Origin of the sequence: Bacillus sp. BS1807G30 (assembly GCF_040047675.1) — a bacterium.
GTDB lineage: Bacteria > Bacillota > Bacilli > Bacillales > Bacillaceae > Bacillus > Bacillus altitudinis.
The window spans coordinates 2177901-2201721 of record NZ_CP157353.1 but is presented as its reverse complement, the minus strand read 5'-3'; the positions used below and the strand labels follow the sequence as shown (position 1 = coordinate 2201721).

At 42.0% G+C, this 23821-nt stretch carries 29 protein-coding genes; 27 read left to right on the top strand and 2 right to left on the bottom strand.

The window, feature by feature from the left end; translation table 11 throughout:
* Nucleotides 1-34 precede the first annotated feature (34 nt).
* Both mntR and ABG082_RS11295 read left to right on the top strand, forming a co-directional pair.
* Nucleotides 35-469: a transcriptional regulator MntR gene (mntR, locus tag ABG082_RS11300; protein ID WP_003215946.1), complete on the top strand. Its 435-nt coding sequence runs from the start codon at nt 35-37 to the stop codon at nt 467-469.
* 102 nt (nt 470-571) lie between these two features.
* Nucleotides 572-1447, top strand: coding sequence for a patatin-like phospholipase family protein (locus tag ABG082_RS11295; protein WP_041091753.1), 876 nt, complete (start codon nt 572-574; stop codon nt 1445-1447).
* Here ABG082_RS11295 and ABG082_RS11290 read toward each other — a convergent pair.
* Together ABG082_RS11290 and ABG082_RS11285 are read right to left on the bottom strand one after the other, a co-directional pair.
* Nucleotides 1444-1839 carry an SA1362 family protein gene (locus tag ABG082_RS11290; RefSeq protein WP_008342206.1) on the bottom strand — a complete coding sequence of 132 codons (396 nt, stop codon included), beginning with the start codon at nt 1837-1839 and terminating at the stop codon, nt 1444-1446. The two genes, ABG082_RS11295 and ABG082_RS11290, sit on opposite strands and share 4 nt — an antisense overlap.
* A gap of 38 nt (nt 1840-1877) precedes the next feature.
* Nucleotides 1878-2834, bottom strand: a complete 957-nt coding sequence (locus ABG082_RS11285) for a DUF1385 domain-containing protein (RefSeq protein ID WP_007501199.1) — start codon at nt 2832-2834, stop codon at nt 1878-1880.
* Between the two features lie 221 nt (nt 2835-3055).
* On the opposite strand from ABG082_RS11285, the gene ABG082_RS11280 reads away from it, so the two are divergent.
* The 25 genes from ABG082_RS11280 (at nt 3056) to recN (ending at nt 23705) form a co-directional block, all read left to right on the top strand.
* A complete protein-coding gene (locus ABG082_RS11280) occupies nt 3056-3583 on the top strand; it encodes a YqhR family membrane protein (RefSeq protein WP_017367582.1) in 528 nt (175 codons plus the stop codon).
* 109 nt (nt 3584-3692) lie between these two features.
* The gene (aroQ, locus tag ABG082_RS11275; protein ID WP_007501195.1) at nt 3693-4136 is read left to right on the top strand and encodes a type II 3-dehydroquinate dehydratase; all 444 of its coding nucleotides are present in this window, start codon (nt 3693-3695) and stop codon (nt 4134-4136) included.
* The gene (locus ABG082_RS11270; RefSeq protein WP_025207612.1) at nt 4133-5194 is read left to right on the top strand and encodes a Xaa-Pro peptidase family protein; all 1062 of its coding nucleotides are present in this window, start codon (nt 4133-4135) and stop codon (nt 5192-5194) included. Before aroQ ends, ABG082_RS11270 begins: the two co-directional genes overlap by 4 nt.
* Before the next feature lie 25 nt (nt 5195-5219).
* Nucleotides 5220-5777: an elongation factor P gene (gene efp, locus ABG082_RS11265; protein WP_007501192.1), complete on the top strand. Its 558-nt coding sequence runs from the start codon at nt 5220-5222 to the stop codon at nt 5775-5777.
* A 375-nt stretch (nt 5778-6152) separates the two neighbouring features.
* Nucleotides 6153-6434, top strand: coding sequence for a YqhV family protein (locus ABG082_RS11260; RefSeq protein WP_017367580.1), 282 nt, complete (start codon nt 6153-6155; stop codon nt 6432-6434).
* A 66-nt stretch (nt 6435-6500) separates the two neighbouring features.
* A complete protein-coding gene (spoIIIAA, locus tag ABG082_RS11255; protein ID WP_041091756.1) occupies nt 6501-7424 on the top strand; it encodes a stage III sporulation protein AA in 924 nt (307 codons plus the stop codon).
* Complete coding sequence (gene spoIIIAB, locus ABG082_RS11250) at nt 7418-7933, top strand: stage III sporulation protein SpoIIIAB (protein ID WP_348936101.1); 516 nt, start codon at nt 7418-7420, stop codon at nt 7931-7933. Before spoIIIAA ends, spoIIIAB begins: the two co-directional genes overlap by 7 nt.
* Before the next feature lie 19 nt (nt 7934-7952).
* The gene (gene spoIIIAC, locus ABG082_RS11245) at nt 7953-8159 is read left to right on the top strand and encodes a stage III sporulation protein AC (RefSeq protein WP_003153142.1); all 207 of its coding nucleotides are present in this window, start codon (nt 7953-7955) and stop codon (nt 8157-8159) included.
* Nucleotides 8156-8569: a stage III sporulation protein AD gene (gene spoIIIAD / locus ABG082_RS11240; protein WP_087978339.1), complete on the top strand. Its 414-nt coding sequence runs from the start codon at nt 8156-8158 to the stop codon at nt 8567-8569. Before spoIIIAC ends, spoIIIAD begins: the two co-directional genes overlap by 4 nt.
* A 64-nt stretch (nt 8570-8633) precedes the next feature.
* Nucleotides 8634-9782 (top strand): stage III sporulation protein AE, encoded by a 1149-nt coding sequence (spoIIIAE, locus tag ABG082_RS11235; RefSeq protein ID WP_230677075.1) that lies wholly within the window; start codon nt 8634-8636, stop codon nt 9780-9782.
* 14 nt (nt 9783-9796) lie between these two features.
* On the top strand, nt 9797-10429 hold the full coding sequence (gene spoIIIAF / locus ABG082_RS11230; protein WP_202734347.1) for a stage III sporulation protein AF: 633 nt from the start codon (nt 9797-9799) through the stop codon (nt 10427-10429).
* On the top strand, nt 10422-11093 hold the full coding sequence (spoIIIAG, locus tag ABG082_RS11225; RefSeq protein ID WP_025207609.1) for a stage III sporulation protein AG: 672 nt from the start codon (nt 10422-10424) through the stop codon (nt 11091-11093). The genes spoIIIAF and spoIIIAG overlap by 8 nt, the downstream gene beginning before the upstream one ends.
* On the top strand, nt 11093-11725 hold the full coding sequence (locus tag ABG082_RS11220; protein ID WP_024718861.1) for a SpoIIIAH-like family protein: 633 nt from the start codon (nt 11093-11095) through the stop codon (nt 11723-11725). Before spoIIIAG ends, ABG082_RS11220 begins: the two co-directional genes overlap by 1 nt.
* A gap of 194 nt (nt 11726-11919) precedes the next feature.
* Entirely contained in the window at nt 11920-12402 is a 483-nt protein-coding gene (accB, locus tag ABG082_RS11215) for an acetyl-CoA carboxylase biotin carboxyl carrier protein (protein ID WP_024718862.1), read from the top strand.
* Between the two features lie 11 nt (nt 12403-12413).
* Nucleotides 12414-13763 (top strand): acetyl-CoA carboxylase biotin carboxylase subunit, encoded by a 1350-nt coding sequence (gene accC / locus ABG082_RS11210; RefSeq protein WP_008342217.1) that lies wholly within the window; start codon nt 12414-12416, stop codon nt 13761-13763.
* A gap of 25 nt (nt 13764-13788) precedes the next feature.
* Nucleotides 13789-14196: an Asp23/Gls24 family envelope stress response protein gene (locus tag ABG082_RS11205; protein WP_017357965.1), complete on the top strand. Its 408-nt coding sequence runs from the start codon at nt 13789-13791 to the stop codon at nt 14194-14196.
* Between the two features lie 209 nt (nt 14197-14405).
* The gene (gene nusB / locus ABG082_RS11200) at nt 14406-14798 is read left to right on the top strand and encodes a transcription antitermination factor NusB (protein ID WP_008342218.1); all 393 of its coding nucleotides are present in this window, start codon (nt 14406-14408) and stop codon (nt 14796-14798) included.
* A 14-nt stretch (nt 14799-14812) separates the two neighbouring features.
* Nucleotides 14813-15664: a bifunctional methylenetetrahydrofolate dehydrogenase/methenyltetrahydrofolate cyclohydrolase FolD gene (folD, locus tag ABG082_RS11195; protein ID WP_007501171.1), complete on the top strand. Its 852-nt coding sequence runs from the start codon at nt 14813-14815 to the stop codon at nt 15662-15664.
* Nucleotides 15665-15734: 70 nt separating this feature from the next.
* Nucleotides 15735-17093 carry an exodeoxyribonuclease VII large subunit gene (xseA, locus tag ABG082_RS11190; RefSeq protein ID WP_008342220.1) on the top strand — a complete coding sequence of 453 codons (1359 nt, stop codon included), beginning with the start codon at nt 15735-15737 and terminating at the stop codon, nt 17091-17093.
* On the top strand, nt 17077-17337 hold the full coding sequence (locus ABG082_RS11185) for an exodeoxyribonuclease VII small subunit (RefSeq protein ID WP_003215880.1): 261 nt from the start codon (nt 17077-17079) through the stop codon (nt 17335-17337). Before xseA ends, ABG082_RS11185 begins: the two co-directional genes overlap by 17 nt.
* Complete coding sequence (locus ABG082_RS11180) at nt 17327-18217, top strand: polyprenyl synthetase family protein (protein WP_348936100.1); 891 nt, start codon at nt 17327-17329, stop codon at nt 18215-18217. The genes ABG082_RS11185 and ABG082_RS11180 overlap by 11 nt, the downstream gene beginning before the upstream one ends.
* Before the next feature lie 151 nt (nt 18218-18368).
* Nucleotides 18369-20270 (top strand): 1-deoxy-D-xylulose-5-phosphate synthase, encoded by a 1902-nt coding sequence (gene dxs, locus ABG082_RS11175; RefSeq protein WP_008342222.1) that lies wholly within the window; start codon nt 18369-18371, stop codon nt 20268-20270.
* Complete coding sequence (locus tag ABG082_RS11170; RefSeq protein WP_007501164.1) at nt 20267-21121, top strand: TlyA family RNA methyltransferase; 855 nt, start codon at nt 20267-20269, stop codon at nt 21119-21121. Before dxs ends, ABG082_RS11170 begins: the two co-directional genes overlap by 4 nt.
* Before the next feature lie 366 nt (nt 21122-21487).
* Nucleotides 21488-21937: a transcriptional regulator ArgR gene (gene argR, locus ABG082_RS11165; RefSeq protein ID WP_007501163.1), complete on the top strand. Its 450-nt coding sequence runs from the start codon at nt 21488-21490 to the stop codon at nt 21935-21937.
* A gap of 34 nt (nt 21938-21971) precedes the next feature.
* Nucleotides 21972-23705, top strand: coding sequence for a DNA repair protein RecN (gene recN, locus ABG082_RS11160; RefSeq protein WP_008342224.1), 1734 nt, complete (start codon nt 21972-21974; stop codon nt 23703-23705).
* Nucleotides 23706-23821: the final 116 nt, after the last annotated feature.

The following is a 23821-nucleotide window of genomic DNA, read 5'->3' as shown; positions in this document are numbered from 1 at the left end:
ATTATTAAGTAAAGGTGCATTTTGGAGGGGTTTTATGACTACACCTAGTATGGAAGATTATATTGAACAAATTTATATGCTGATAGAAGAAAAAGGATATGCAAGAGTATCTGATATTGCAGAAGCCCTCGCTGTCCATCCCTCCTCTGTAACAAAAATGGTTCAGAAGCTAGATAAAGATGAATACCTCATTTATGAGAAATATCGTGGTCTAATTTTAACCCCGAAAGGCAAAAAAATTGGAAAACGTCTCGTATACAGACATGAACTGCTAGAGCAATTTTTAAGAATCATTGGTGTAGATGAAGAGAAAATTTATGATGATGTAGAAGGTATTGAGCATCATCTCAGCTGGAACAGCATTGACCGCATCGGCGACCTCGTCCAATTCTTTGAAGAAAACGATGAGCGATCCGTTCAGCTGAAAGCGATTCAAAAGAAAAATGAACAAACAAATCAAGAATCTTAAGAAAAAGGACACCTGTCGAAGGGTGTCCTTTTTGAATATAGTTCTAATGAAAGGCAATTGCTCCTACACTATTAATAGTGTGACAGAAAAGGGGGCTCCTTGATGAAGATAGATGGTGTGTTCTCAGGTGGAGGCATTAAGGGTGCAGCACTTGCAGGCGCCTATGAAGCGCTTGAAGCAAGAGGATTTCAATTTGTCCGTCTCGCTGGAACAAGTGCGGGAGCGATCATTGCTTCACTCATCGCAGCGGGTTTTACGAGTCAGGAGATTCGGGAGCTGTTAGACGAAATGGATGAGCATCAATTGCTTGACCGAAGGTGTCAATTCATCCCGTTTAAAATGCTCAGGTGGGTGTCTATTTATTGGCGTCTTGGTCTTTACAAAGGTGACCGTCTAGAAAAATGGCTGACAGACGTGTTAAAACGAAAAGGCGTCACCGTATTTGGGGATCTGAAAAAAGATACGCTCAAAATCGTCGCTTCTGATTTAACAAATGGCAAAATCCTCGTCCTTCCAGATGACCTTCCTTCCTATGGGTTAAATCCAGAACGGTTTTCTGTTGCCAGAGCCATTCGGATGAGCTGCAGTCTGCCGTATTTTTTCGAACCTGTCAAACTGAGGTCTTCAAAGGGAATTTGTACCATAGTGGATGGCGGAGTGCTCAGCAACTTTCCGATTTGGCTATTTGCTGAAGAGAAAAAAAGACCGTTTGTCGGTGTCACATTAACCCCAAACGAAAAAGAACGCCCTCAACATTCCATCCGCAATGCGTTTGAACTGTTTGGCGCTCTATTTGAAACGATGCGTGGTGCTCATGACGAAAGACATATTGCCACAAAACACGAACGTCATATTATTTTTATTCCTGTAGAACACGTCATTGCCACTGATTTTCATCTCATGACAGAAAAGAAAAAGGCGCTCGTCGATCTAGGCAGACAGAAGGCCGAGCAATTTTTAAAGAGCTGGACATTTTAAAATAAGGCGCGATTTTTCTTTTTGTTTTTCTTGCCTTCAATCACTGTCAAATGTGTTTGGCTTTTCTTTTTGAGAAGGACGGGCTTCGACTTGTGGTCAGTCGGCACGCTTCGCAAATGAGTGACCCGGTTTTTCATCTGGCTTTTCGTTTTTGGTTTAGGCTGCTGGTAGCGACGTTTTGATTGTTTGACTGCTTTACGATAAAGATTTCCTTCTGTTCCAGTTCTTCGATTCATCAGCCATCTAAATAGGAAGAACATAACCGCTCCAATGATCACAACTGATAGCAGCATTGTAAAGAGTCTGCTTGGATTCGTTGTGAGTAAATACACAAATCCCAAAACACCTAAAGCGAAAATAATGGTAAAAGCAGGATGTACTCGGCGATTCATAACTGTCCACCTCCGAAAGAATTTACCGGATTTATAAACTAGATCACTTGATGAGCAGAATCTGATGCTTGTTTCGCAGATGCTTCCTCTAAACGAAGAAGTTCATTAAAACTTGCAATGGCTACCTCGACTTGATCATCAGAGGGTTCTTTTGTTGTGAGCAATTGCAGCCAAAGGCCAGGATAGCCAAGCACTTTAAGCACTGGCACGTCACGGAGTTTGTTTGTGAGCTGAAGCACTTCAAATGAAATGCCCAAAACAACCGGAATAAGCGCCAGACGATTCAGAACTCTCACCCATAAAGGATCTGTCGGTACGAGTAAATAGACGAACATGCCGACAATGACAGTGAATAAAATAAAGCTGCTTCCGCATCGATAATGCAGGCGAGATTGGCTTTGGACATTTTCCACTGTGATGTCAAGATTCTGTTCATAGCAGTTTATGACTTTATGTTCTGCCCCATGATATTGAAATACCCTTTTAATTAAAGGGGTCATGGAAATAAAGTAAATATAGCCTAATAACAGGATCAATTTAAAGAATGTTTCCACTGCAATTTGTGCGAAGTTTCCAGAAAACACCGGACGCACAAGTTCGGCTAAAAAGACAGGCACTAAAGTAAAGACAAATTTACTAAAAAGAAGAGAGAGAACTCCGATCACAGCAATGCCGAAGATCATTGATAATTTCGAGCTTTTTTGTTCTTTTTCAAGAGAATGATCTTCAGAAGGATCTAAGTCATAGCGCTCGCTGGAGAAGTTTAAGTGCTTACTGCCGTTTGCGCTTGCTTCAACAAGTGCAGCAACACCCCTGACAAAAGGGATTTTCTTAAGAAAGGCGGTTCGTTTATTGGAGGTCCGGGGAAGCTTTAAAAACTCAATGGACTGATCCTTACGCCGGATCGCTGTCACATAGTTCTTTTTACCTCCGAACATGACACCTTCCACAACTGCCTGCCCTCCATATGCTGGAGGTTTTGTTTGATTGGACATATTTCATCAACCTGCCTGTTTCCTGTAATTTACATGCATTTCCTTATACCTTTATTGTACAGGAAAAGAGGGGAAATCACTAGCTCACAGGTCGATTATCTACTAGAATTCTATCTACCTCTTTTTAGCCAGTATACCCTGTTATAAAAATTTTACACTCTCGCACGGAAATCCTTTTTTTTCATGACATTTTGGACATACTACTTGCTGGAGGTGTTCATATGAAACGTGATGAAAAGAAAAACCAAGAAGAAAAAAATCAATCAGTACAAACGTCTTCAATGGTGGCAAGGGCAGCAGCCACAGGTTTTGTCGGCGGAGTTTTTTGGGGCTTTATCGGATTTCTGACCCATATGTTTCATTTTTCAGAGGTGAGTCCAAATATGCTGTTGCAGCCATTTGTGCTTGGTGAATGGAAAAAAGGCGGACTTGGTACATTTATGAGTATTGTTCTTTTAGGGATTTTATCTATTGGGGCAGCCTTTATTTATTATGGACTGCTCAAACGGATCAAAGGTTTTTGGATGGGACTGATTTATGGAGGGATTTTGTGGCTGCTTGTTTTTTATGTATTTAATCCTATATTCCCCGATGTGAAGCAAGTGCAAGATTTGCAGCAAAGCACCATTGTGACGACATTTTGCCTATATATTTTATATGGCATGTTTGTCGGATACAGTATTTCATTTGAATACAATGAATTAACGAGTCAGAAGCTTGCAAGGGCACTCGGGAAAAAGACAGAATAAAGTGTAAATCCACCTTTCATATGATAAAATTATTTTTGGAAACGAAAGGTTTCTAAGGAAAAAGAAACAGACATCGATATAGAGTGAATTAGGGTGAAGGAGTGGTCATATGCCTCATTTTCTAGTGCTGAATGGGCCCAACTTAAATAGGCTCGGCAAGAGAGAGCCAGGAGTTTATGGAAGTAAAACATTAACAGATTTAGAAACAGATTTGTTTCAGTTTGCAGAAAGAGCAAATATTCAATTGACGTTCTTTCAATCGAATCACGAGGGAGATTTGGTCGATGCGCTCCATGAAGCAGAAGATCAGTACGATGGCGTCGTGTTTAACCCGGGTGCTTTTACCCACTATAGCTATGCACTGAGAGATGCCATTGCAAGTATTACGTTACCTGTCATCGAAGTACATATCACAAATGTTCATAAGAGAGAGGAATTCCGCCATCATTCGGTTCTTGCTCCAGTATGCCAAGGTCAAATCGTTGGACTTGGTTTAGAAGGATATAAATTGGCGATTCGTTATTTAGTCAGTGAAGGGGGAGCAGTATCATGAAACTTGAAAAACTAAGAAAACTTTTAGCCGAATTAGACATAGATGGTTTAGTGATTACGAGCAGCTTTAATTTACATTATATGACGAGTTTTACTGGATCAGCGGGTCTTGCCATCGTTTCAAAGGATCGAGCCGCCTTTATTACGGATTTTCGTTACACAGAGCAAGCCAAGGATCAAGTAAAGGGCTATGACATCATTGAACATAAAGGAAACATTGTGGAAACTGCTGTCCAAACGGCAAAGGAATTTGGGGTGAAACGTCTTGGTTTTGAACAAAACCATATGACATTTGCGACATACCAGCAGTACTCGGGGAAAGCAAGCGGTATCGAGCTTGTTCCAGTCTCGGAATCAGTTGAAAAGTTGCGCTTGATTAAGTCTAATGAAGAGATTAAGATATTAGAGGAAGCTGCGAAGATTGCAGATCATGCCTTTGATCATATTCTCACGTACATCAAGCCGGGCCTGACAGAAATTGCGGTCATGAACGAGCTTGAATTTTTCATGAGAAAAGAAGGGGCAGAAGGATCTTCATTCGATATGATTGTTGCCTCTGGCGTTCGTTCAAGCCTGCCACACGGGAGAGCGAGCGAAAAGGTGATTGAATCTGGTGACTTGGTGACACTGGATTTCGGTGCCTATTATAAAGGCTATTGTTCAGACATGACAAGAACCATTGCTGTAGGAACACCAAGCGACAAATTAAAGGAAATTTATCATATCGTATTAGAAGCAGAAAACGCTGGTGTGGATAAAATCAAGCCAGGCTTAACAGGAAAAGAAGCTGATCGCATCACACGAGACATCATTGAAAAGTATGGCTACGGTCAATACTTCGGGCACTCGACTGGACATGGGCTTGGTATGGAAGTACATGAAGCACCTGGCCTTTCCTCACGCTCAGATGTCGTGTTAGAAGAGGGAATGGTTGTGACAGTTGAACCAGGCATTTACTTGCCGGATGTCGGCGGCGTGAGAATTGAGGATGATATTGTCCTGACAGCTGACGGCAATAAACGATTGACCCACTCACCGAAAGAACTTATCATATTATGATGGTGAAATGTAGGAGGATGACAAAATGATTTCAGTAAACGATTTTCGTACAGGCCTGACAATTGAAGTGGACGGCGGTATTTGGCGTGTAGTGGATTTCCAACACGTAAAACCAGGAAAAGGCGCAGCGTTTGTCCGTTCGAAACTGCGTAACCTGCGTACAGGTGCGATTCAAGAAAAAACATTCCGTGCAGGTGAAAAAGTAGCGAAAGCTCAAATTGAAACAAAAACAATGCAATATTTATATGCAAATGGCGATCAGCATGTATTCATGGATACAAGTTCATACGAACAGCTTGAACTAAGCGAAGCGCAAATCAAAGATGAGTTGAAATATTTGCTTGAAAATATGTCGGTTCAAATCGTCATGTACGGTGATGAAACACTTGGAGTGGAACTTCCAAACACTGTAGAACTAGAAGTAGTAGAAACAGAGCCTGGTATTAAAGGTGATACGACATCAGGTGGATCAAAACCTGCAAAAACAGAAACTGGTTTAATCGTGAACGTTCCTTTCTTTGTGAACCAAGGTGATAAACTAGTGATCAATACATCTGACGGTTCATACGTTTCAAGAGCGTAATGAACGGAGAGAGACTGTAAACCTCGTGTTTACAGTCTCAGCGTGTAGGCAAACCCTCGCATTCGTTGTCAGTCCTGCGCGCTGGTGCTCACGAATGTGAAATTCGCTCCGCTCCAGTGCTCGTTCTTCCTAGACTGCAAAGGTTTTCTATCACGCTGAAAAGAAGACAAAGGGCTAAAATCAAGTTCATTTTAGCCCTTTGTCAACTATCTGAGACTGTAAACCTCGTGTTTACAGTCTTTTTTTATTTGAAAAATAGGACGCCTCGTTATGACACCCCTTACTCTATTCTCTCATCCATCTCTCTTCCTTTTGAAAAACAAGACTACTTCTAGCTAGTGAAGCATATAGTGTAAAAAAAGCTGGAGGTTCTATATGAAACAATTTCTCCCGGGCATACACCCATCAGTCGCTGCCATGGCTGGGATGAGGTTTTTATCTGCCGCGATTGAACTGACGGCAGCCATCCTCATTTTAGTGACAAATGATGTGCGTAAAGCGGTTGTCATCAATAGTATATTAGCGATCATCGGGCCGCTCATTTTTATTATCACGATGACGATTGGAATCTACCAAATTGCAGGGCAGTTATCCTATGCGAAGCTTGTGTTTATTTTCATTGGTGTCGTATTTATTCTTGTTGGAATTTATAAGTGAAATGGCTTGGCATAATTAACGGCATACATCATACATTTTAGAGAAGAAAAAAAGGAGGGGAATTCGTTGCGGAGTTTGTTGGATATTCTCCCGCACTCAATTGGACAAGAACTCAGCATGTTAAAAGAAGCAGAGTGGGCGCAAATAGAAGAAATCCGCATTCGCACCGATCGCCCAATTGAGCTGATGCAAGGTGGAAAACCACGCTTTCTTTCCTATCATACAACAGGTGAAGATGCGGCTCAGCTATTAGGCAGGCTCAGTAATTACAGCATGTACACACTTGAGGAAGAGTTAAAACAGGGCTATATCACCATATCTGGCGGACATCGGGTTGGGCTTGCTGGAAAGGTCATCGTCGAAAATGGATTCGTCAAAGGCTTAAGAGATATTTCTTCATTTAATATTCGCATCGCAAAAGAGAAGATCGGAATTGCTCTGCCGTTTCTCCCTTATTTATATGAAAAACATTGGTGTAACACACTGATTATAGGTCCGCCGCAAACCGGGAAAACGACATTGCTGCGTGATCTAGCACGTCTTGTCAGTACAGGAACAACAGCCATTTCTCCTAGAAAAACAGGGATTGTAGATGAACGATCTGAAATCGCAGGTTGTATAAGAGGAGTGCCGCAGCATTCTTTTGGGCACCGGATTGATGTACTTGATGCGTGCCCAAAGGCTGAAGGGTTAATGATGATGATCAGGTCCATGAGCCCAGAAGTCATCATTGTCGATGAAATCGGAAAAAGTGAAGATGTACAGGCACTGTTAGAAGCAATCCATGCTGGAGTCACCATTATCGTCTCAGCTCATGGGTATTCACTTGAAGACTTATCTAAACGGCCATCATTTGAACCGTTATGGCAGCTTCGTGTGTTTGAGCGATATGTGGAATTAAATAGAGAAAAAGGGCCTGGCACGATCGGACGGATATTTGACCAAGATGGACAAGAGCTGAAGCGGAGGCGGGGAGTGGACGTATGTTAAAGCTTATTGGTGCTATTTTCATTGTTGCGGCTACGACATGGGGAGGATTCGAGTTTGCGAAGCGGTACAGTGATCGGCCAAAGCAAATCCGCCAGCTCCGATTTGCACTCCAATCTCTTGAAGCTGAAATTATGTATGGTCAAACTCCTTTAGCTAGAGCCGCTGACCAAATTGCGTCCCAAGTAGGACCGCCTGTGAATCGGCTATTTGACCAATTTGCAGAAAAACTCAACGTCGGAACTTTTTCTGCGAGGCATGCATGGAATGAAAGTCTAGAGGATGTATGGAAAAAAACCGTATTAAAAAAAGGCGAATATGAGGCGCTGAAGCACTTTGGAGAAACCCTTGGTCAGCATGATGTGACGGCTCAACAAAAATATATCAAGCTAGCTTTAGGCCATTTGGAATCAGAGGAGAAAGAAGCTGAAGTCGCCCAAGCAAAAAATGAAAAAATGGTGAGAAGTCTTGGTTTTCTAAGTGGGTTACTACTGATTCTGTTATTGATGTGAGAGGAAGGGAGTCGAGAGCATGGGCGTTGATGTAAACGTCATATTCCAAATTGCGGGAGTGGGTATCGTCGTGGCTTTTCTCCATACGATTTTAGATCAAATGGGGAAAAAAGAGTACGCACAGTGGGTGACACTGCTTGGATTTATCTACATTTTATTTATGGTTGCTACCATTGTGGATGATTTGTTTAAGAAGATTAAAGCCGTATTTCTATTTCAAGGATAGGGGAGGGCTTACAAATCGAAATCATTCAAATTGTTGGACTTGGTTTAATCGCTACTTTTCTAGCATTAATCGTCAAAGAACAAAAGCCAACCTTCGCCTTTATGCTTGTTGTGTTTACTGGGTGTGTCATTTTCCTTTATCTAATCGATCAAATCTATGCCATTATCTCCATGATTGAAAAAATTGCAGCAAGCGCAGGCGTCAATATGAAATACGTGGAAACCATTTTGAAAATCATTGGTATTGCCTATATTGCAGAATTTGGTGCCCAGCTCACAAAGGATGCTGGACAAGGAGCCATCGCTTCAAAAATAGAGCTTGGCGGCAAGATTCTTATTTTGGTCATGGCGGTACCGATTTTAACGGTCATCATTGAGACGATCCTAGGTATGATCCCGTCCATGACTTGATGGAAAAGAGGTGATGATGATGAAACGGGCGACAGCTGTGCTGGGGTTTATGATGTTCTTTTGGATGATCGTTCCGTATGCAGGTGCAGAAGAAAGTGTGCCTTTATCAAGTGAAGAACCGGTCGCAGAAGAAGTTGCGGGTGGACAGGCTGATGCCTTAGAGCTTCATTCTATCAGTGACTTTTGGGAAACGATATTGGACGAGTATGGCGGCTTTCTGCCTGAAAGCCAAAAAGGTACAGTGAAGGAAATGATCGATGGCGATAAAGAGCTATCTCCCCAAACGTGGCTGAAGGCTTTTGTTCATTATCTGTTTCATGAGCTGATTGCCAATGGAAAGCTCTTAGGCACACTTATATTACTCACCATCTTTTGTTCGCTTTTGCAGCTTTTGCAAAATGCGTTTGAGCAAAGCACTGTTAGTAAAGTTGCATACGCTCTTGTTTATATGGTGCTTATCATTATTGCATTAAACAGTTTTCATGTTGCGATCTCTTATGCAACAGAAGCCATTCAAACGATGACTAGTTTTATTCTTGCTCTTATTCCTCTTTTATTAGCACTTATTGCCTCATCAGGCGGGCTTGTCTCAGCCGGATTCTTTCATCCTGTGATTTTGTTTTTAATGAACACGAGCGGTGTTTTTATTCAATATGTCGTTCTTCCGCTTATTTTTTTATCAGCGATATTGAGCATTGTCAGTACGCTGACTGAACAATACAAGGTTACCCAGCTTGCCCAGCTGTTAAGAAATGTCGCCATTGGCGGGCTCGCTGTTTTTTTAACCGTATTCCTCGGCGTCATTTCTGTACAGGGGGCATCTGCTGCTATCACTGATGGCATCGCTCTTCGCACAGCTAAATTTATTACCGGAAATTTCATCCCTGTCCTCGGCAGAATGTTTACTGATGCGACAGATACCGTTATCAGCGCCTCTGTGCTGTTGAAAAATACGGTTGGCCTTGTAGGCGTCGCCATTTTGATTTCAATTGCGGCTTTCCCAGCGATTAAAGTGCTGTCGCTCGCTCTGATTTATAAACTGGCCGCTGCGATTCTTCAGCCATTAGGGGGCGGGCCGATTATTAGCTGCCTTGATGTCATTTCAAAAAGTGTTCTTTATATATTTGCTGCATTAGCTGTTGTATCGCTTATGTTCTTTTTAAGCATTACCGTTATCATCACAGCTGGCAACCTCACCATGATGATGAAGTAAGGAGGGGACACCATTTGAGTTTTCTCACAGAATGGATCACAAGTATTATTCTATTTATTTTATTTGCGATTGTGATTGATCTTTTGCTTCCCAATTCAAGCATGCAGAAGTATGCAAAAATGGTCGTCAGCTTACTGTTAATTGTGGTGATGCTCAATCCGATCTTTGCGTTATTCCGGGCAAATCCTGACCAAATTTTCTCAGAAATCATGAAAGGGAAGGACCAAGCGCAATCAGAAGAAATAAAAAATCAGATGAATTTAGAAAAAAAAGAAATACAAGCTTCACAGCGTGCATATATTTTAAAGCAAATGGCTGTCCAACTAGAAAAAAGCGCAAAGGAGCCACTGGAGAAGGAGAGCTATGAAATGAAACACGTAGAAGTGTTGGCAGATGAGGAGCACCTTGATCAGAATATGGAGGCAGATCAATTTCGCATCAAAGCAGTCCTTGTCCCGCTCACAGGTGATGCTGTAGAAACGGTGGCAAAGGTCGACATTGATCTCTCCAGGCAAAAGGAGGAAAGCGCCGGGGCGTCAGCAAAAGAGATGGCGAGGGTGAAAGAGACGCTTGCAGATGTATGGAATACACGGCCTGAACACATTGCGCTGAACATTGAGGGAGGTGACGCAGCAGATCATGAATAACAAAGACTGGAGACAAAAACTGAAATCAATGTTCCAAGCACCTGAAAAAGGTGAAGGGAAACCAAAATTAACGAAGCACCATTACTTACTGCTTGTCTTCATCATCGGCGTGTCATTCATGTTAGTCAGTCAGATTCTGTCACCGCCATCAAGCAAACAAGAGGCTGCTGTTCCTGCGTCTAAAAAAACATCCTCAGAAGAGCAGGCGGTGTTCAAACCATCCTCTTCAGGTAAGTCAAACAACTCGATAGAGGATGTTGAACAAGAATACGAAAATCAGCTGAAAGAGATTTTAGAAACGATCATTGGTGTTGAGGATGTTTCCATTGTGGTAAATGTAGACGCAACTTCTTTAAAAGTGTTTGAAAAAAACAAATCCAATAAAAGCACTACGACCGAGGAAACAGACAAAGAAGGCGGCGTGCGAAGTGTCACGGATCAAACAAAAGAAGAAGAGATTGTCATTATTAAAAATGGAAATGAAGAAACACCTGTTGTTGTCCAAACGAAAAAGCCAGCCATTCGAGGTGTCCTCGTTGTTGCTCAAGGAGTAGACAACGTTCAAATAAAGAAAACCATCATTGAAGCGGTTACACGAGTGCTTGATGTACCAAGCCATAGAGTGGCTGTTGCCCCTAAAAAAATCAAGGAGGATTCGGAATGATGTTAAAAAAACAAACGGTTTGGCTATTAACGATGCTAAGTTTAGTTGTCGTATTAAGTGTGTACTATATCATGTCCCCACAAGGTGAGAATGCTGTGACAGTAGAAGATACAAAATCAAAAGGAATGGAAGAGAAAAAGGCTGAGCCAGAAAAAGGGACTGATAAAGGAACCGAAAAGAATGCAGAAGAGAAATCAACTGACAAAGAAACCAATGCGAAACAAGAAGATGTTGAAACAAGTGGAGAAGAAGGAAAGGCTGTTTCAGAGCAGACCGACGATGAACTTTTCACAACCTACAGACTTGAACTGGAAGATAAGCGCAGCAAGCAGCGTGAAGAGTATAACGAAATCGTGTCTAGCGATGATGCAACAGCGCAAGAAAAAAGTGAAGCTTATGATCAAATGACAGCGCTTAGTGAGGCAGAAGGAACAGAGCGTCAGCTGGAGACATTAATCAAAACAAAAGGATATAAAGATGCGCTCGTCAGTGCAGAAGGAGATAAAGTGAACATCACGGTTCGTTCTGATAAAAAATCAAAGTCCCAAGCAGCAGATATTATTGATTTGGTCACAAAAGAAATGAGAGGGCTTGATAACGTAGCCGTCACTTTTGAGCCATCGAATCAATAAAAAATGCACAAGCGCCCTTTTCTGAAAAGGGCGTTTTTTCATGCGGGTTGACGCCCTTTTTCAGGTGCTTGCGCGAGGTGTCTCATCACATTAATAGTTGAATTCAACGAAATCCTCCTGTAAGATGGTTATAGTATGTACTTTTAGTACTAGCCTATAAAAAAAGATAAATCCATACATAGGGGTGCAAATCCATGTTAAAAATTGAAGAGATTCATGAACTAATTAAATTAATTGACGAATCAACAATTGATGAATTTACGTACGAAAATGAAGGCGCAAAAATCAAGTTAAAGAAAAATAAAGAAGTCGTTCAGCAAGTTGCGGCACAAGCACCAGTGGCTCCTGTCCAAGCAGCTCCAGCTCAACAAGCTCCTAAAGCACAAGCTCCAGCTCAGACCGAAGCCCCTGCACAAGAGGGAGCCGCGTCTGAAAACCTGCATAAAATCACATCCCCAATGGTTGGCACATTTTACGCTTCTTCTTCACCAGAAGCAGATCCGTATGTGACAACAGGTTCTAAAGTGAAGGAAAACTCAGTTGTATGTATCGTTGAAGCGATGAAACTGTTTAATGAAATCGAAGCAGAAGTAAAAGGCGAAATCGTCGAAGTATTAGCTGAAAACGGTCAGCTTGTAGAATTCGGACAACCCCTCTTTCTAGTGAAAGCAGAGTAAGGAGTACGATCATGATTAAAAAGCTATTAATTGCAAACAGAGGAGAAATCGCAGTTAGAATCATCCGTGCTTGTAAAGAGCTTGGAATTGAAACAGTTGCGGTATTTTCTGAAGCGGATCGTGATGCGCTGCATGTTCAAATGGCTGATGAAGCATATTGCATCGGACCGACTGCTTCAAAAGATAGTTATTTAAATGTGACAAATATTGTCAGTGTCGCAAAACTAACAGGTACAGATGCCATCCATCCAGGATATGGTTTCCTTGCTGAAAATGCAGACTTTGCAGAGCTTTGCGAGGAATGTAATGTCATCTTTGTTGGACCAACTGCGTCAGCAATTTCCAAAATGGGAACGAAAGATGTGGCAAGAGAAACAATGAAGCAAGCTGGAGTTCCAATTGTCCCTGGTTCTCAAGGAATTGTAAAAGATCTTGATGATGCTGTTTCAACAGCAGCTGGTATTGGGTATCCTGTCATTATTAAAGCAACTGCAGGCGGCGGTGGTAAAGGTATCCGTGTGGCTCGCACAGAAGAAGAGCTCATTAACGGTGTCACCATTACGCAGCAGGAAGCAGCACAAAACTTCGGGAACCCAGGTGTCTATTTGGAGAAATTCATTGAAGACTTTAGACACGTTGAAATTCAAGTCCTTGCTGATCAGCATGGGAATACCATTCACTTAGGTGAACGTGATTGTTCTATCCAAAGAAGAATGCAAAAGCTTCTGGAAGAAACGCCATCACCTGCACTAAATGCAGATATTCGTGAGCAAATGGGTGAAGCAGCCGTAAAAGCAGCCGAAGCTGTTGAATACACAGGTGCCGGAACGGTTGAATTCATTTACGATTATAATGAAGAGAAGTTTTACTTCATGGAAATGAATACACGTATCCAAGTAGAGCATCCTGTAACGGAAATGGTTACTGGTGTTGATTTGATCAAAGAACAGATCAAAGTAGCTTCAGGTGAAAAGCTTTCCCTTACGCAAGAGGATGTCGTATACGAAGGCTGGGCGATCGAATGTCGTATTAACGCAGAGAACCCTGAGAAAAATTTCATGCCTTCTGCTGGTGAAATTAAAATGTACCTTCCGCCAGGCGGTTTAGGAGTACGTATTGATTCTGCCGCTTACCCTGGTTATGTGATTCCGCCATATTACGATAGTATGATTGCGAAAGTGATCACATATGGTAAAACGAGAGAAGAAGCAATTGCAAGAATGAAACGTGCGCTGCAAGAATTCGTCATTGAAGGAGTCTACACAACGATTCCATTCCACCTCAGATTACTAGAGCACGAAACATTTGTGAGCGGTAATTTTAATACGAAGTTTTTAGAAACGTATCAAATTATGAAATAATAACAGCTTTCGGAGGTGAATGATCGTGTCAGAAAACAATTTGCTTGAAATGAACCTTGATGAAGATCAATTGGGAAAAGTGCAAATTGCGCCAGAAGTGATTGAAGTCATTGCTGGGATCGCTGCATCAGAGGTCGAAGGAATTGCGGAAATGCGCGGCAACTTCGCTGCTGATGTGGCAGAACGCTTTGGGAAGAAAAATCACCGTAAAGGTGTGAAAGTAGATGTCTCTGATGAAGGCATCACAATTGATGTGTATTGTGTGGTTGAATTTGGCCTATCCATTCCAAAGGTATCCACTGCTGTTCAAGAAAATATCCGTCAAACCCTTTTAAACATGACGGCCTTAACGATTAATGAAATCAACATTCATGTCGTTGGCATTCAATTTGATACAAAAACAGCTGAAGCTGAAGTTGATCAAGAAATGTAAAAAGGGTTGAAGTGAAACCAAGGAGGCATTGCCTCTTTGGTTTTTTAAAGCCCATTTTTGGGAAAATTCCGCATGATGATTACGTCACGAATGGAGTGATTCGTTTTTCGTCACAGCTCGCATGGATCTTGGTGCGACTACGGTCAAAATATGTTATGATCTCTGTATGGCTTAACGACAAGCGGATAAAGTGGTTAAAGGAGTAAATAATGAAAAGAAGAACTGCAAGAGAAAAGGCGCTACAAACATTATTTCAAATTGATGTCAGCAATATTGATCCGAAAGAGGCCATTACACATGCGCTGGATGAACAAGAATCAGATCCTTTTTTCGAGGAACTGGTTTTCGGTGTGCTCGAACAAAAGGACAAGCTCGATGACATGATTTCACAGCATCTTGTGAATTGGAAACTTGATCGTATTGCGAACGTAGACAGAGCCATTTTAAGGCTGTCTGTGTACGAAATGGTATATCAAGAAGATATCCCGGTGAGTGTTTCAATGAATGAAGCCATTGAACTGGCTAAATTGTTCGGTGACGATAAGGCGCCGAAATTTGTAAATGGTGTACTTTCAAACATTAAAAACGACCTAAAGCAGTAATAGGAGGATTCGACATGACAGCAACAATCATCGATGGGAAAGAAACAGCAAAAGAAAAGCGTGAACAATTAGCAAAAGAAGTAGAAGAGCTAAAACAAAAAGGAGTCACACCTGGTCTTGCCGTTATTCTAATCGGTGATGATCCGGCTTCACTTTCTTACGTACGCGGGAAGAAAAAAGCAGCAGAAGCCATGGGCATGCATTTCCAGCTTGATCATTTAGATGCTTCTTTAACAGAAGAGGAATTGCTAAAGATGATTGATCAGTACAATGCAAATGATCAATTCCACGGAATTCTTGTTCAGCTTCCACTGCCAAAACATATTTCTGAAAAAGCCGTCATTGAACGAATTTCACCAGAGAAAGACGTAGATGGTTTTCATCCGCTGAATATCGGGAAAATGCTACTTGGAGAAGACACATTCCTCCCTTGTACACCAGCAGGTATTGTTGAATTATTGAACAAAACAGGTGTGGATCTCTCTGGTAAAGAAGTGGTCGTTGTAGGACGAAGCAATATCGTCGGCAAACCAGTTGGACAATTGCTATTAAACGAAAATGCAACCGTCACCTACTGTCATTCAAGAACGGCGAACATTTCAGAACATACGTTAAAAGCGGACATTTTAGTTGTTGCCGTCGGTCGAGCAAACTTTATTAAAGCTGACCAAATTAAAGAAGGCGCTATTGTCATTGATGTAGGAGTCAATCGTCTAGAAACGGGGAAACTTGTAGGGGACGTTGACTTTGAAGCAGCAAAAGAAAAAGCTTCTTACATCACACCAGTCCCTGGCGGAGTGGGTCCAATGACAATTACGATGCTTGCACACAATACGGTTAAATCAGCAAAACGTACATTATCATAAGCTTGATCCATTCATCCACCTGCGTGCTGCCGGTGGATGAATGTGCGTTTTTGAAGAGGAGGAATACGTCATGAGTGAAAAAGCCTTTGTGACGGTCACAGCCCTTACAAAATACATAAAAAGAAAATTTGATGTTGACCCTCATTTAGAAGATATTTGGATCAAAGGTGAGTTATCAAATGTGAAGATTCATTCAAGAGGTCATGTTTATTTCACCTTAAAGGACGAAAATGCACGTATGCAAGCTGTCATGTTCCAGCGCTCCGCGTCCAAGCTGCCTTTTTCACCAAAGAGCGGAATGAAAGTGTTCGTACGTGGCGGAATTCAAGTCTACGAACCGAGCGGAAGCTATCAATTATATGCAAAAGAAATGCAGCCTGATGGTGTTGGTGCTCTTCATCTTGCCTATGAAGAGCTGAAGAAGAAACTAGCAAGTGAAGGCTTATTTGATGAGCGCTATAAAAAAACAATTCCTGAATTTCCAGAGGTTGTTGGTGTTATTACATCCCCAACAGGAGCAGCTGTTCGAGATGTCATTACCACGATCAATCGGCGCTATCAGCAGGCCAAGATCATTGTGCTTCCGGCATTAGTCCAAGGAGAAAATGCTCCGCGTTCGATTGTGGAACGGATTAAAGAAGCCAATGAAAAACAGCTTTGTGATGTCTTGATTGTCGGGAGAGGCGGAGGATCGATTGAAGAACTTTGGGCCTTTAATGAAGAAGCAGTCGCAAGAGCGATCTTCGCATCAGACATTCCAATCATTTCTGCGGTTGGGCACGAAACAGACTTTACCATTAGTGATTTCACTGCAGACATGAGAGCACCCACACCAACAGGAGCAGCAGAACTAGCTGTTCCAAGCACCGCCGACTTAATCGAACGAATCAAATCAATCGACATTCGGTTAACAAGAGCGGTAAAAAATCGAACGTCACAAGCAAAAGACCGTCTTGTGGCACTTCAATCCTCTTATGCTTTCCGTTTTCCAAAGCGATTACAAGAGCAAAAAGAGCAGCAATTTGATTTGGTATTTGATCGTTTTCAAAAACAGCTGACAAGACAAATGGAACAAAAACGCAGTCAACTTGACCGCCAAACATATAGGCTGAAGCCGCTTCATCCAAAAGAGCAGCTGCTTCAGGCGAAAAAACGCCACGCCAATGAAACAGAACAGCTCATTCGGAGCATGAATGTGCAAATGAAATCAATTCATTCGCAGTTCCAATCGGTTCTTGGTAAACTAAATGCATTAAATCCGCTTCAAGTCATGGAAAGAGGCTATAGTTTAGCCTATAAAGAAGATGAGCTCATTAAAAGTGTGAATCAAGTAGAAACGAAGGATCAACTGACGATTACAATGAAGGATGGACGTCTGATTTGTGAGGTTATTGAGAAGGAGGGCAATCATCATGACAGAATCAAATAAACAAAAAGAAGAACAAATGACATTTGAAGAGGCCATGAAAGGACTTGAAGAGATTGTGGGAAAGCTCGAAGAAGGCGATGTACCGCTTGAACAAGCCATCCACTATTTCCAAGAGGGCATGACACTCTCAAAACTTTGCCATGAAAAATTACAGCATGTTGAAAAGCAAATGGATTTCATTTTAAAAGAGGACGGTGAACTGGCTCCTTTTTCAGTGAAGGAGGCAGATGCTGGTGACAAGTAACTTAAACGAATTTTTAACAACACGAAAACAAGCAATTGAAGATTATTTATTTACATATGTGCAGGAATTGTCTATTCCAGAAGAGCTGAAATCTTCTATGCTTTATTCTCTGAAAGCTGGCGGAAAAAGACTGCGTCCTGTGCTTGTTCTTGCTCTTTTAAATGCGTATGGAAAAAGGGAAGAAGACGGTATACCAGTAGGCTGCGCAGTGGAAATGATTCATACGTATTCCTTGATACATGATGATCTTCCTTGTATGGACGATGATGATCTGCGCAGAGGAAAGCCGACCAACCATAAAGTATACGGCGAGGCAACAGCCGTTCTTGCAGGTGATGCGCTGCTCACTGAAAGCTTCCGTCTGATTACATCGCAATTATCTGACGATGTACCTGCTGATCAAAAGCTTAGAATCATCGATGAACTTGTTACATCAGCAGGTGCACTCGGAATGGTTGGCGGGCAATTTGATGATATGGAAGCAGAACAGAAACAAATCCCTCTTTCTGAATTAGAATCGATTCATGCTCGCAAAACAGGAAAGCTACTCACCTTTAGTGTGGTTGCTGGTGCGATACTGGCTGGTGCACCTGATGATGAGATCGAAAAGCTGAGAGAATTCAGCTATCATATTGGCATTGCTTTTCAAATCCGTGATGATATTTTAGATCTTGAAGGCAGCGAAGAGAAAATAGGAAAGCGGATCGGCTCCGATACAGCAAATGAAAAGTCGACATATCCTTCTTTATTAACGCTTTCAGGAGCAAAAGAAAAGCTGGATGAACATATTACTCGTGCGAAAGAAATTGTCTCAAATCTTGAGTTAGAGCAAAAATTGCTGCATGATTTATGCGATCTGATTGCCTCACGAGATCACTAAAAACAGCCTAGATTTGAGGGTCCTCGAGCAATTGTGGTAAACTGTAAACAGTTTATCATGATGAGACAACTCTTATTCCTGAATTGGTTTTCATAGGAATAAGGCATTATATATGTAGATAGAAATTTTGTTGAAAGCGAGTTGATCCTGATTGGATCTTTTATCAATAAAAAATCCAACGTTTCTAAAAGGAATGTCAAATGCAGAATTAGAGGAGCTTAGTGCGGACATTCGCACGTTTTTAATTGAGTCGTTAGCGAACTCTGGTGGGCACATTGGTCCAAACCTTGGTGTCGTTGAACTTACTGTTGCACTTCACAAAGTATTTGACAGCCCGAAAGACAAATTTCTTTGGGATGTTGGACATCAGTCTTACGTTCACAAGCTGTTAACTGGAAGAGGCGCCGAGTTTGATACACTTCGTCAATATAAAGGGCTCTGCGGTTTCCCTAAACGAAATGAAAGTGAACATGATGTTTGGGAGACTGGACACAGTTCAACCTCATTATCTGGTGCAATGGGAATGGCGGCAGCGCGTGACATTAAAGGAACAGATGAATACATTCTCCCGATTATCGGCGATGGTGCACTAACCGGCGGTATGGCGTTAGAAGCACTGAACCATATCGGGGATGAAAAAAAAGACATGATTGTGATCTTAAACGACAATGAAATGAGTATTGCGCCAAACGTTGGTGCGATCCATACAATGCTTGGCAGACTACGTACAGCTGGTAAATACCAATGGGTAAAGGACGAGCTTGAATACTTATTCAAGCGTATCCCAGCAGTAGGCGGGAAGCTTGCTGCAACAGCAGAACGTATCAAGGACAGTCTGAAATATTTGCTTGTCTCTGGTATGTTCTTTGAGGAAATGGGTTTTACTTACTTAGGACCAGTAGATGGACATTCCTATGAAGATTTGTTTGAGAATCTTGAGTACGCAAAGAAAACAAAAGGCCCGGTTCTCCTTCATGTCATCACGAAAAAAGGAAAGGGCTATAAGCCGGCCGAATCTGATAAGATCGGCACATGGCACGGAACAGGACCATACAAAATCGACACAGGTGACTTTGTAAAACCGACAGCAGCCGCACCGTCATGGAGTGGTCTCGTCAGTGAAACCGTCAGAAAGCTGGCACGGCAAGATGAGCGGATTGTCGCAATTACACCTGCAATGCCTGTTGGCTCAAAGCTTGAAGGGTTTGCAAAAGAATTCCCAGAGCGAATGTTTGATGTTGGAATTGCAGAGCAGCACGCTGCAACAATGGCAGCTGGACTTGCTACACAGGACATGAAGCCATTTTTAGCGATTTATTCAACGTTCCTCCAAAGAGCCTATGACCAAGTGCTGCATGATATTTGCCGTCAAAATCTCAATGTGTTCATTGGAATTGACCGTGCAGGTCTTGTCGGTGCAGATGGAGAAACGCATCAAGGTGTGTTTGACATTGCTTTCATGCGTCATATGCCGAATATGGTTCTCATGATGCCAAAGGATGAAAATGAAGGACAGCATATGGTCAACACAGCCATTCAATATGATGATGGTCCAATTGCCATGCGCTTCCCGCGTGGAAATGGACTAGGCGTCAAAATGGATGAACAGCTGAAAACCATCCCAATTGGTTCTTGGGAAGTTCTTCGTCCCGGGAAAGATGCTGTCATTTTAACATTCGGTACAACCATTAAAATGGCGCTACAGGCAGCAGAAGAACTGCAAAAAGAAGGAAAATCAATTCGTGTTGTCAATGCTCGTTTCATTAAGCCTCTTGATGAAGGCATGTTAAATGAGATACTGTCTGAAGGTTTGCCAATTTTAACAATAGAAGAAGCGGTGCTTCAGGGTGGATTTGGCAGCAGCGTACTAGAATATATTCACGACAAAAAAGCGTCTCATATAAAAGTAGAACGTATGGGCATTCCAGATGAATTTATTGAGCATGGAAGTGTCGATGCGCTACTTGAGGAAATTGGACTGACGAAAACACAGGCTGCTGAAACGTTACGTGACCTGCTTCCCGCAGCACCAAGAAAAGGAATTGGATCATGACATCAAAGAAAGAACGACTTGACGTTTTATTAGTCGAACAAGGACTAATGGAAACGAGAGAGAAAGCAAAACGCGCCATTATGGCAGGGATCGTTTACTCAAATGAAAACCGTTTGGATAAGCCAGGAGAAAAAATCGCTCGTGATACCCCGCTGACTGTGAAGGGGAATCCGCTGAAATATGTCAGCCGAGGTGGGCTAAAGCTCGAAAAGGCACTTCAAGAATTTGATTTAACCGTTGAAGGAAAGCTTTTAATTGATATCGGCTCATCAACAGGGGGATTTACAGATTGCGCACTCCAAAATGGAGCAGTCAAATCCTATGCTGTGGATGTTGGCTACAATCAGCTTGCGTGGAAATTACGACAGGATGATCGGGTGATCGTCATGGAACGCACCAACTTCCGCCATTCTGTTCCGGCAGATTTCACCGAAGGATTACCAGAGGTTGCATCTATTGATGTATCATTTATCTCGCTCAAACTCATTCTTCCCGCATTAAAGCATATTCTTATCCCAGGCGGCGACTGTATTGCGCTAGTAAAGCCGCAGTTTGAAGCGGGCAGAGAGCTTGTTGGAAAAAAAGGCATTGTGCGAGAACCTTCTGTACATCTTGGTGTGCTAGAAGAAATGAATCAATTTGCTGCAAAAGAAGGCTATGATGTAAAGGATGTTTCGTTTTCACCCATTACAGGCGGAGATGGAAATATCGAATTTCTCCTCCACTTGGTCCTGCATCCCGATCAAGAAGAGAATACGGCACTTCCAGTATCTGAACTTGAAAAAGTCGTCAAAGAAGCCCATGCCGTATTGAAAGAAAAGAAAAACAGTCCTGAGCCGGCTGACACATGAATTATTGAAACAAAAGGAATAATAGCTCGCTATTATTCCTTTTAGATTGTTGACAAAGGGCTAAAATGAACTTGATTTTAGCCCTTTGTCTTCTTTTCAGCGTGATAGAAAACCTTTGCAGTCTAGGAAGGACGAATACTGGCGCGGAGCGAATTTGGGATTCGTGAGCACCAGAGCGCAGGACTGACAAAGAATGCGAGGGTTTGTCTACATGCTGAAAGGAATAATAGCTCGCTATTATTCCTTTTTACATGGTCAAAAGATCAGAATTAACCGTTTCTCACGTAATGCTTGTTTTTTGAAGTGTGCATCATATAACATAGAACGTAAAGACAAACTGAGATTCTAACGCCTAGGGGGGTCAAAATGAACAAAGGTCAAAGACATATTAAGATTAGAGAAATTATCGCAAGCCAAGAAATCGAAACACAAGACGAATTAGTCGATATTTTAAAAGCGGATGGATATAACATCACACAGGCGACCGTATCAAGAGATATCAAAGAACTGCATTTAGTCAAAGTGCCAACAAATAATGGAACATATAAATACAGCCTTCCTGCAGATCAGCGGTTTAACCCGCTATCAAAATTAAAGCGTTCCTTAATGGACGCATTTATTAAAATGGATGCTGCCAGTCATTTAATCGTTCTAAAAACAATGCCTGGGAACGCTCAAGCCATCGGTGCTTTAATGGATAATTTAGATTGGGAAGAAATTATGGGAACCATTTGTGGGGATGATACCATCTTAATCATTTGCCGCACGCCAGACGATACGGATACCGTTTCGTCCAAAATTTTAGAGCTTCTATAAAGAGATCAGGTTTACAAAAAGAGGTGTCAAATGAGTGTTAGCAGAACTAACCATTAAAAACTTTGCAATCATTGAGGAGTTAACGGTTTCGTTTGAAAAAGGACTCACAGTTCTAACAGGGGAAACAGGTGCCGGAAAATCAATCATGATTGACGCTGTCTCACTTCTCGTAGGGGGAAGAGGATCATCCGAATTTGTCCGTTATGGCGAAAAAAAAGCAGAGCTTGAAGGTCTTTTTCTTGTACCAGCAGATCATCCTGTATTTGCCCTTTGTGAGGAGCAAGGAATTGATGCATCTGATGAAATGATGATTCTTCGCCGTGATATCAATCAAAGCGGGAAAAGCATTTGCCGCATTAATGGTAAGCTTGTCACCATCTCGCTTTTAAGAGAAGTTGGCCGGCTTTTGCTTGATATACATGGACAGCACGATAATCAGCTGCTCATGGAGGATGAAAATCATTTGCATTTGCTTGATCAATTTGGAGCAGAAGAAATTGCACCTGCTCTCTCGCAGTATCAAGAAGCGTATGATCAATATATGAAGACAGCGCAAAAGCTCAAACAGCTGTCTGAAAATGAACAGGAAATGGTTCACCGGTTAGACTTATTGCAATTTCAGCTGGAAGAGATTGAAGCGGCACAATTAGAGCCTGGAGAAGATGAGAAGCTTCAAGAGGAACGTCATCAAATTAGCAATTTTGAAAAAATCTTTTCCTCGCTTCAAAACGCATATAATGCTCTGCGTAATGAGCAGGGAGGACTTGATTGGGTTGGAATGGCTTCAAGCGAGCTTGAGCAAGTTTCTGAGATCAACGACGATCTGAAAAAGCTCTCTGAGCAAGTGTCAAACTCCTATTATTTATTAGAAGATTCTACTTTTCAAATGCGCAGCATGCTTGATCAATTAGAATTTGACCCAGCCCGTCTTGATTTTATTGAGTCTAGGTTAAATGAGATGAAGCAGCTGAAGCGAAAGTACGGCACAACCGTTGAGGAAATTTTAGAATATGCGGCTAAGATTGAAGAGGAGATAGACCAAATCCAAAATCGAGACAGCCATTTGCAGACACTTAAAAACAAACTTGATGCGATAAGTCGGGATGCATTGCTTGAAGCGCTTAACGTGTCAGAGCTCCGTAAAAAATGGGCGAAAAAACTGGCGAAGCACATTCAAGCTGAATTGAAGGATTTATATATGGAGAAGTCTTCTTTTGATACCGCTTTTACGATTCGATATGCACCATTTGGCAGTACGGACTGCCCGCTTTTAGATGGAAAACCCGTACAGCTCGGGAAAAATGGCATAGATCAAGCGCAATTTGTCATTTCTACAAATCCGGGTGAACCGATGAAATCTTTGTCAAAAGTAGCATCTGGAGGAGAAATTTCACGTGTCATGCTGGCAGTGAAAAGTATTTTCTCAGCGAAACAAGAAGTGACGTCCATTATATTTGATGAAGTGGATACAGGCGTTAGCGGCAGAGTCGCACAAGCCATTGCTGAAAAAATTTATAAAGTAGCAGCAGGCTCACAAGTACTCTGTATTACCCATCTGCCGCAAGTCGCAGCAATGGCTGATACACATCTTTTTATTTCTAAACGCGCTAAAGCTGGTAGAACAATGACGAACGTCAAACCACTAAGTGATGATGAAAAAGTGAGTGAAATCGGCCGAATGATTGCTGGTGTAGAAGTCACTGAGCTCACAAAACAGCATGCAAAAGAATTACTGCACCAAGCAAATGATGTCAAAACGACAGGGTAGCTGAAACAACAGCTGCCTTTTTTATATTGTCTCATATTCGCCGTATATACGCATGATTTCGTCTTTTTCTTTTATCAATTTATCCAATCATTTTCTAAAGGTGTCGGTTATAAATC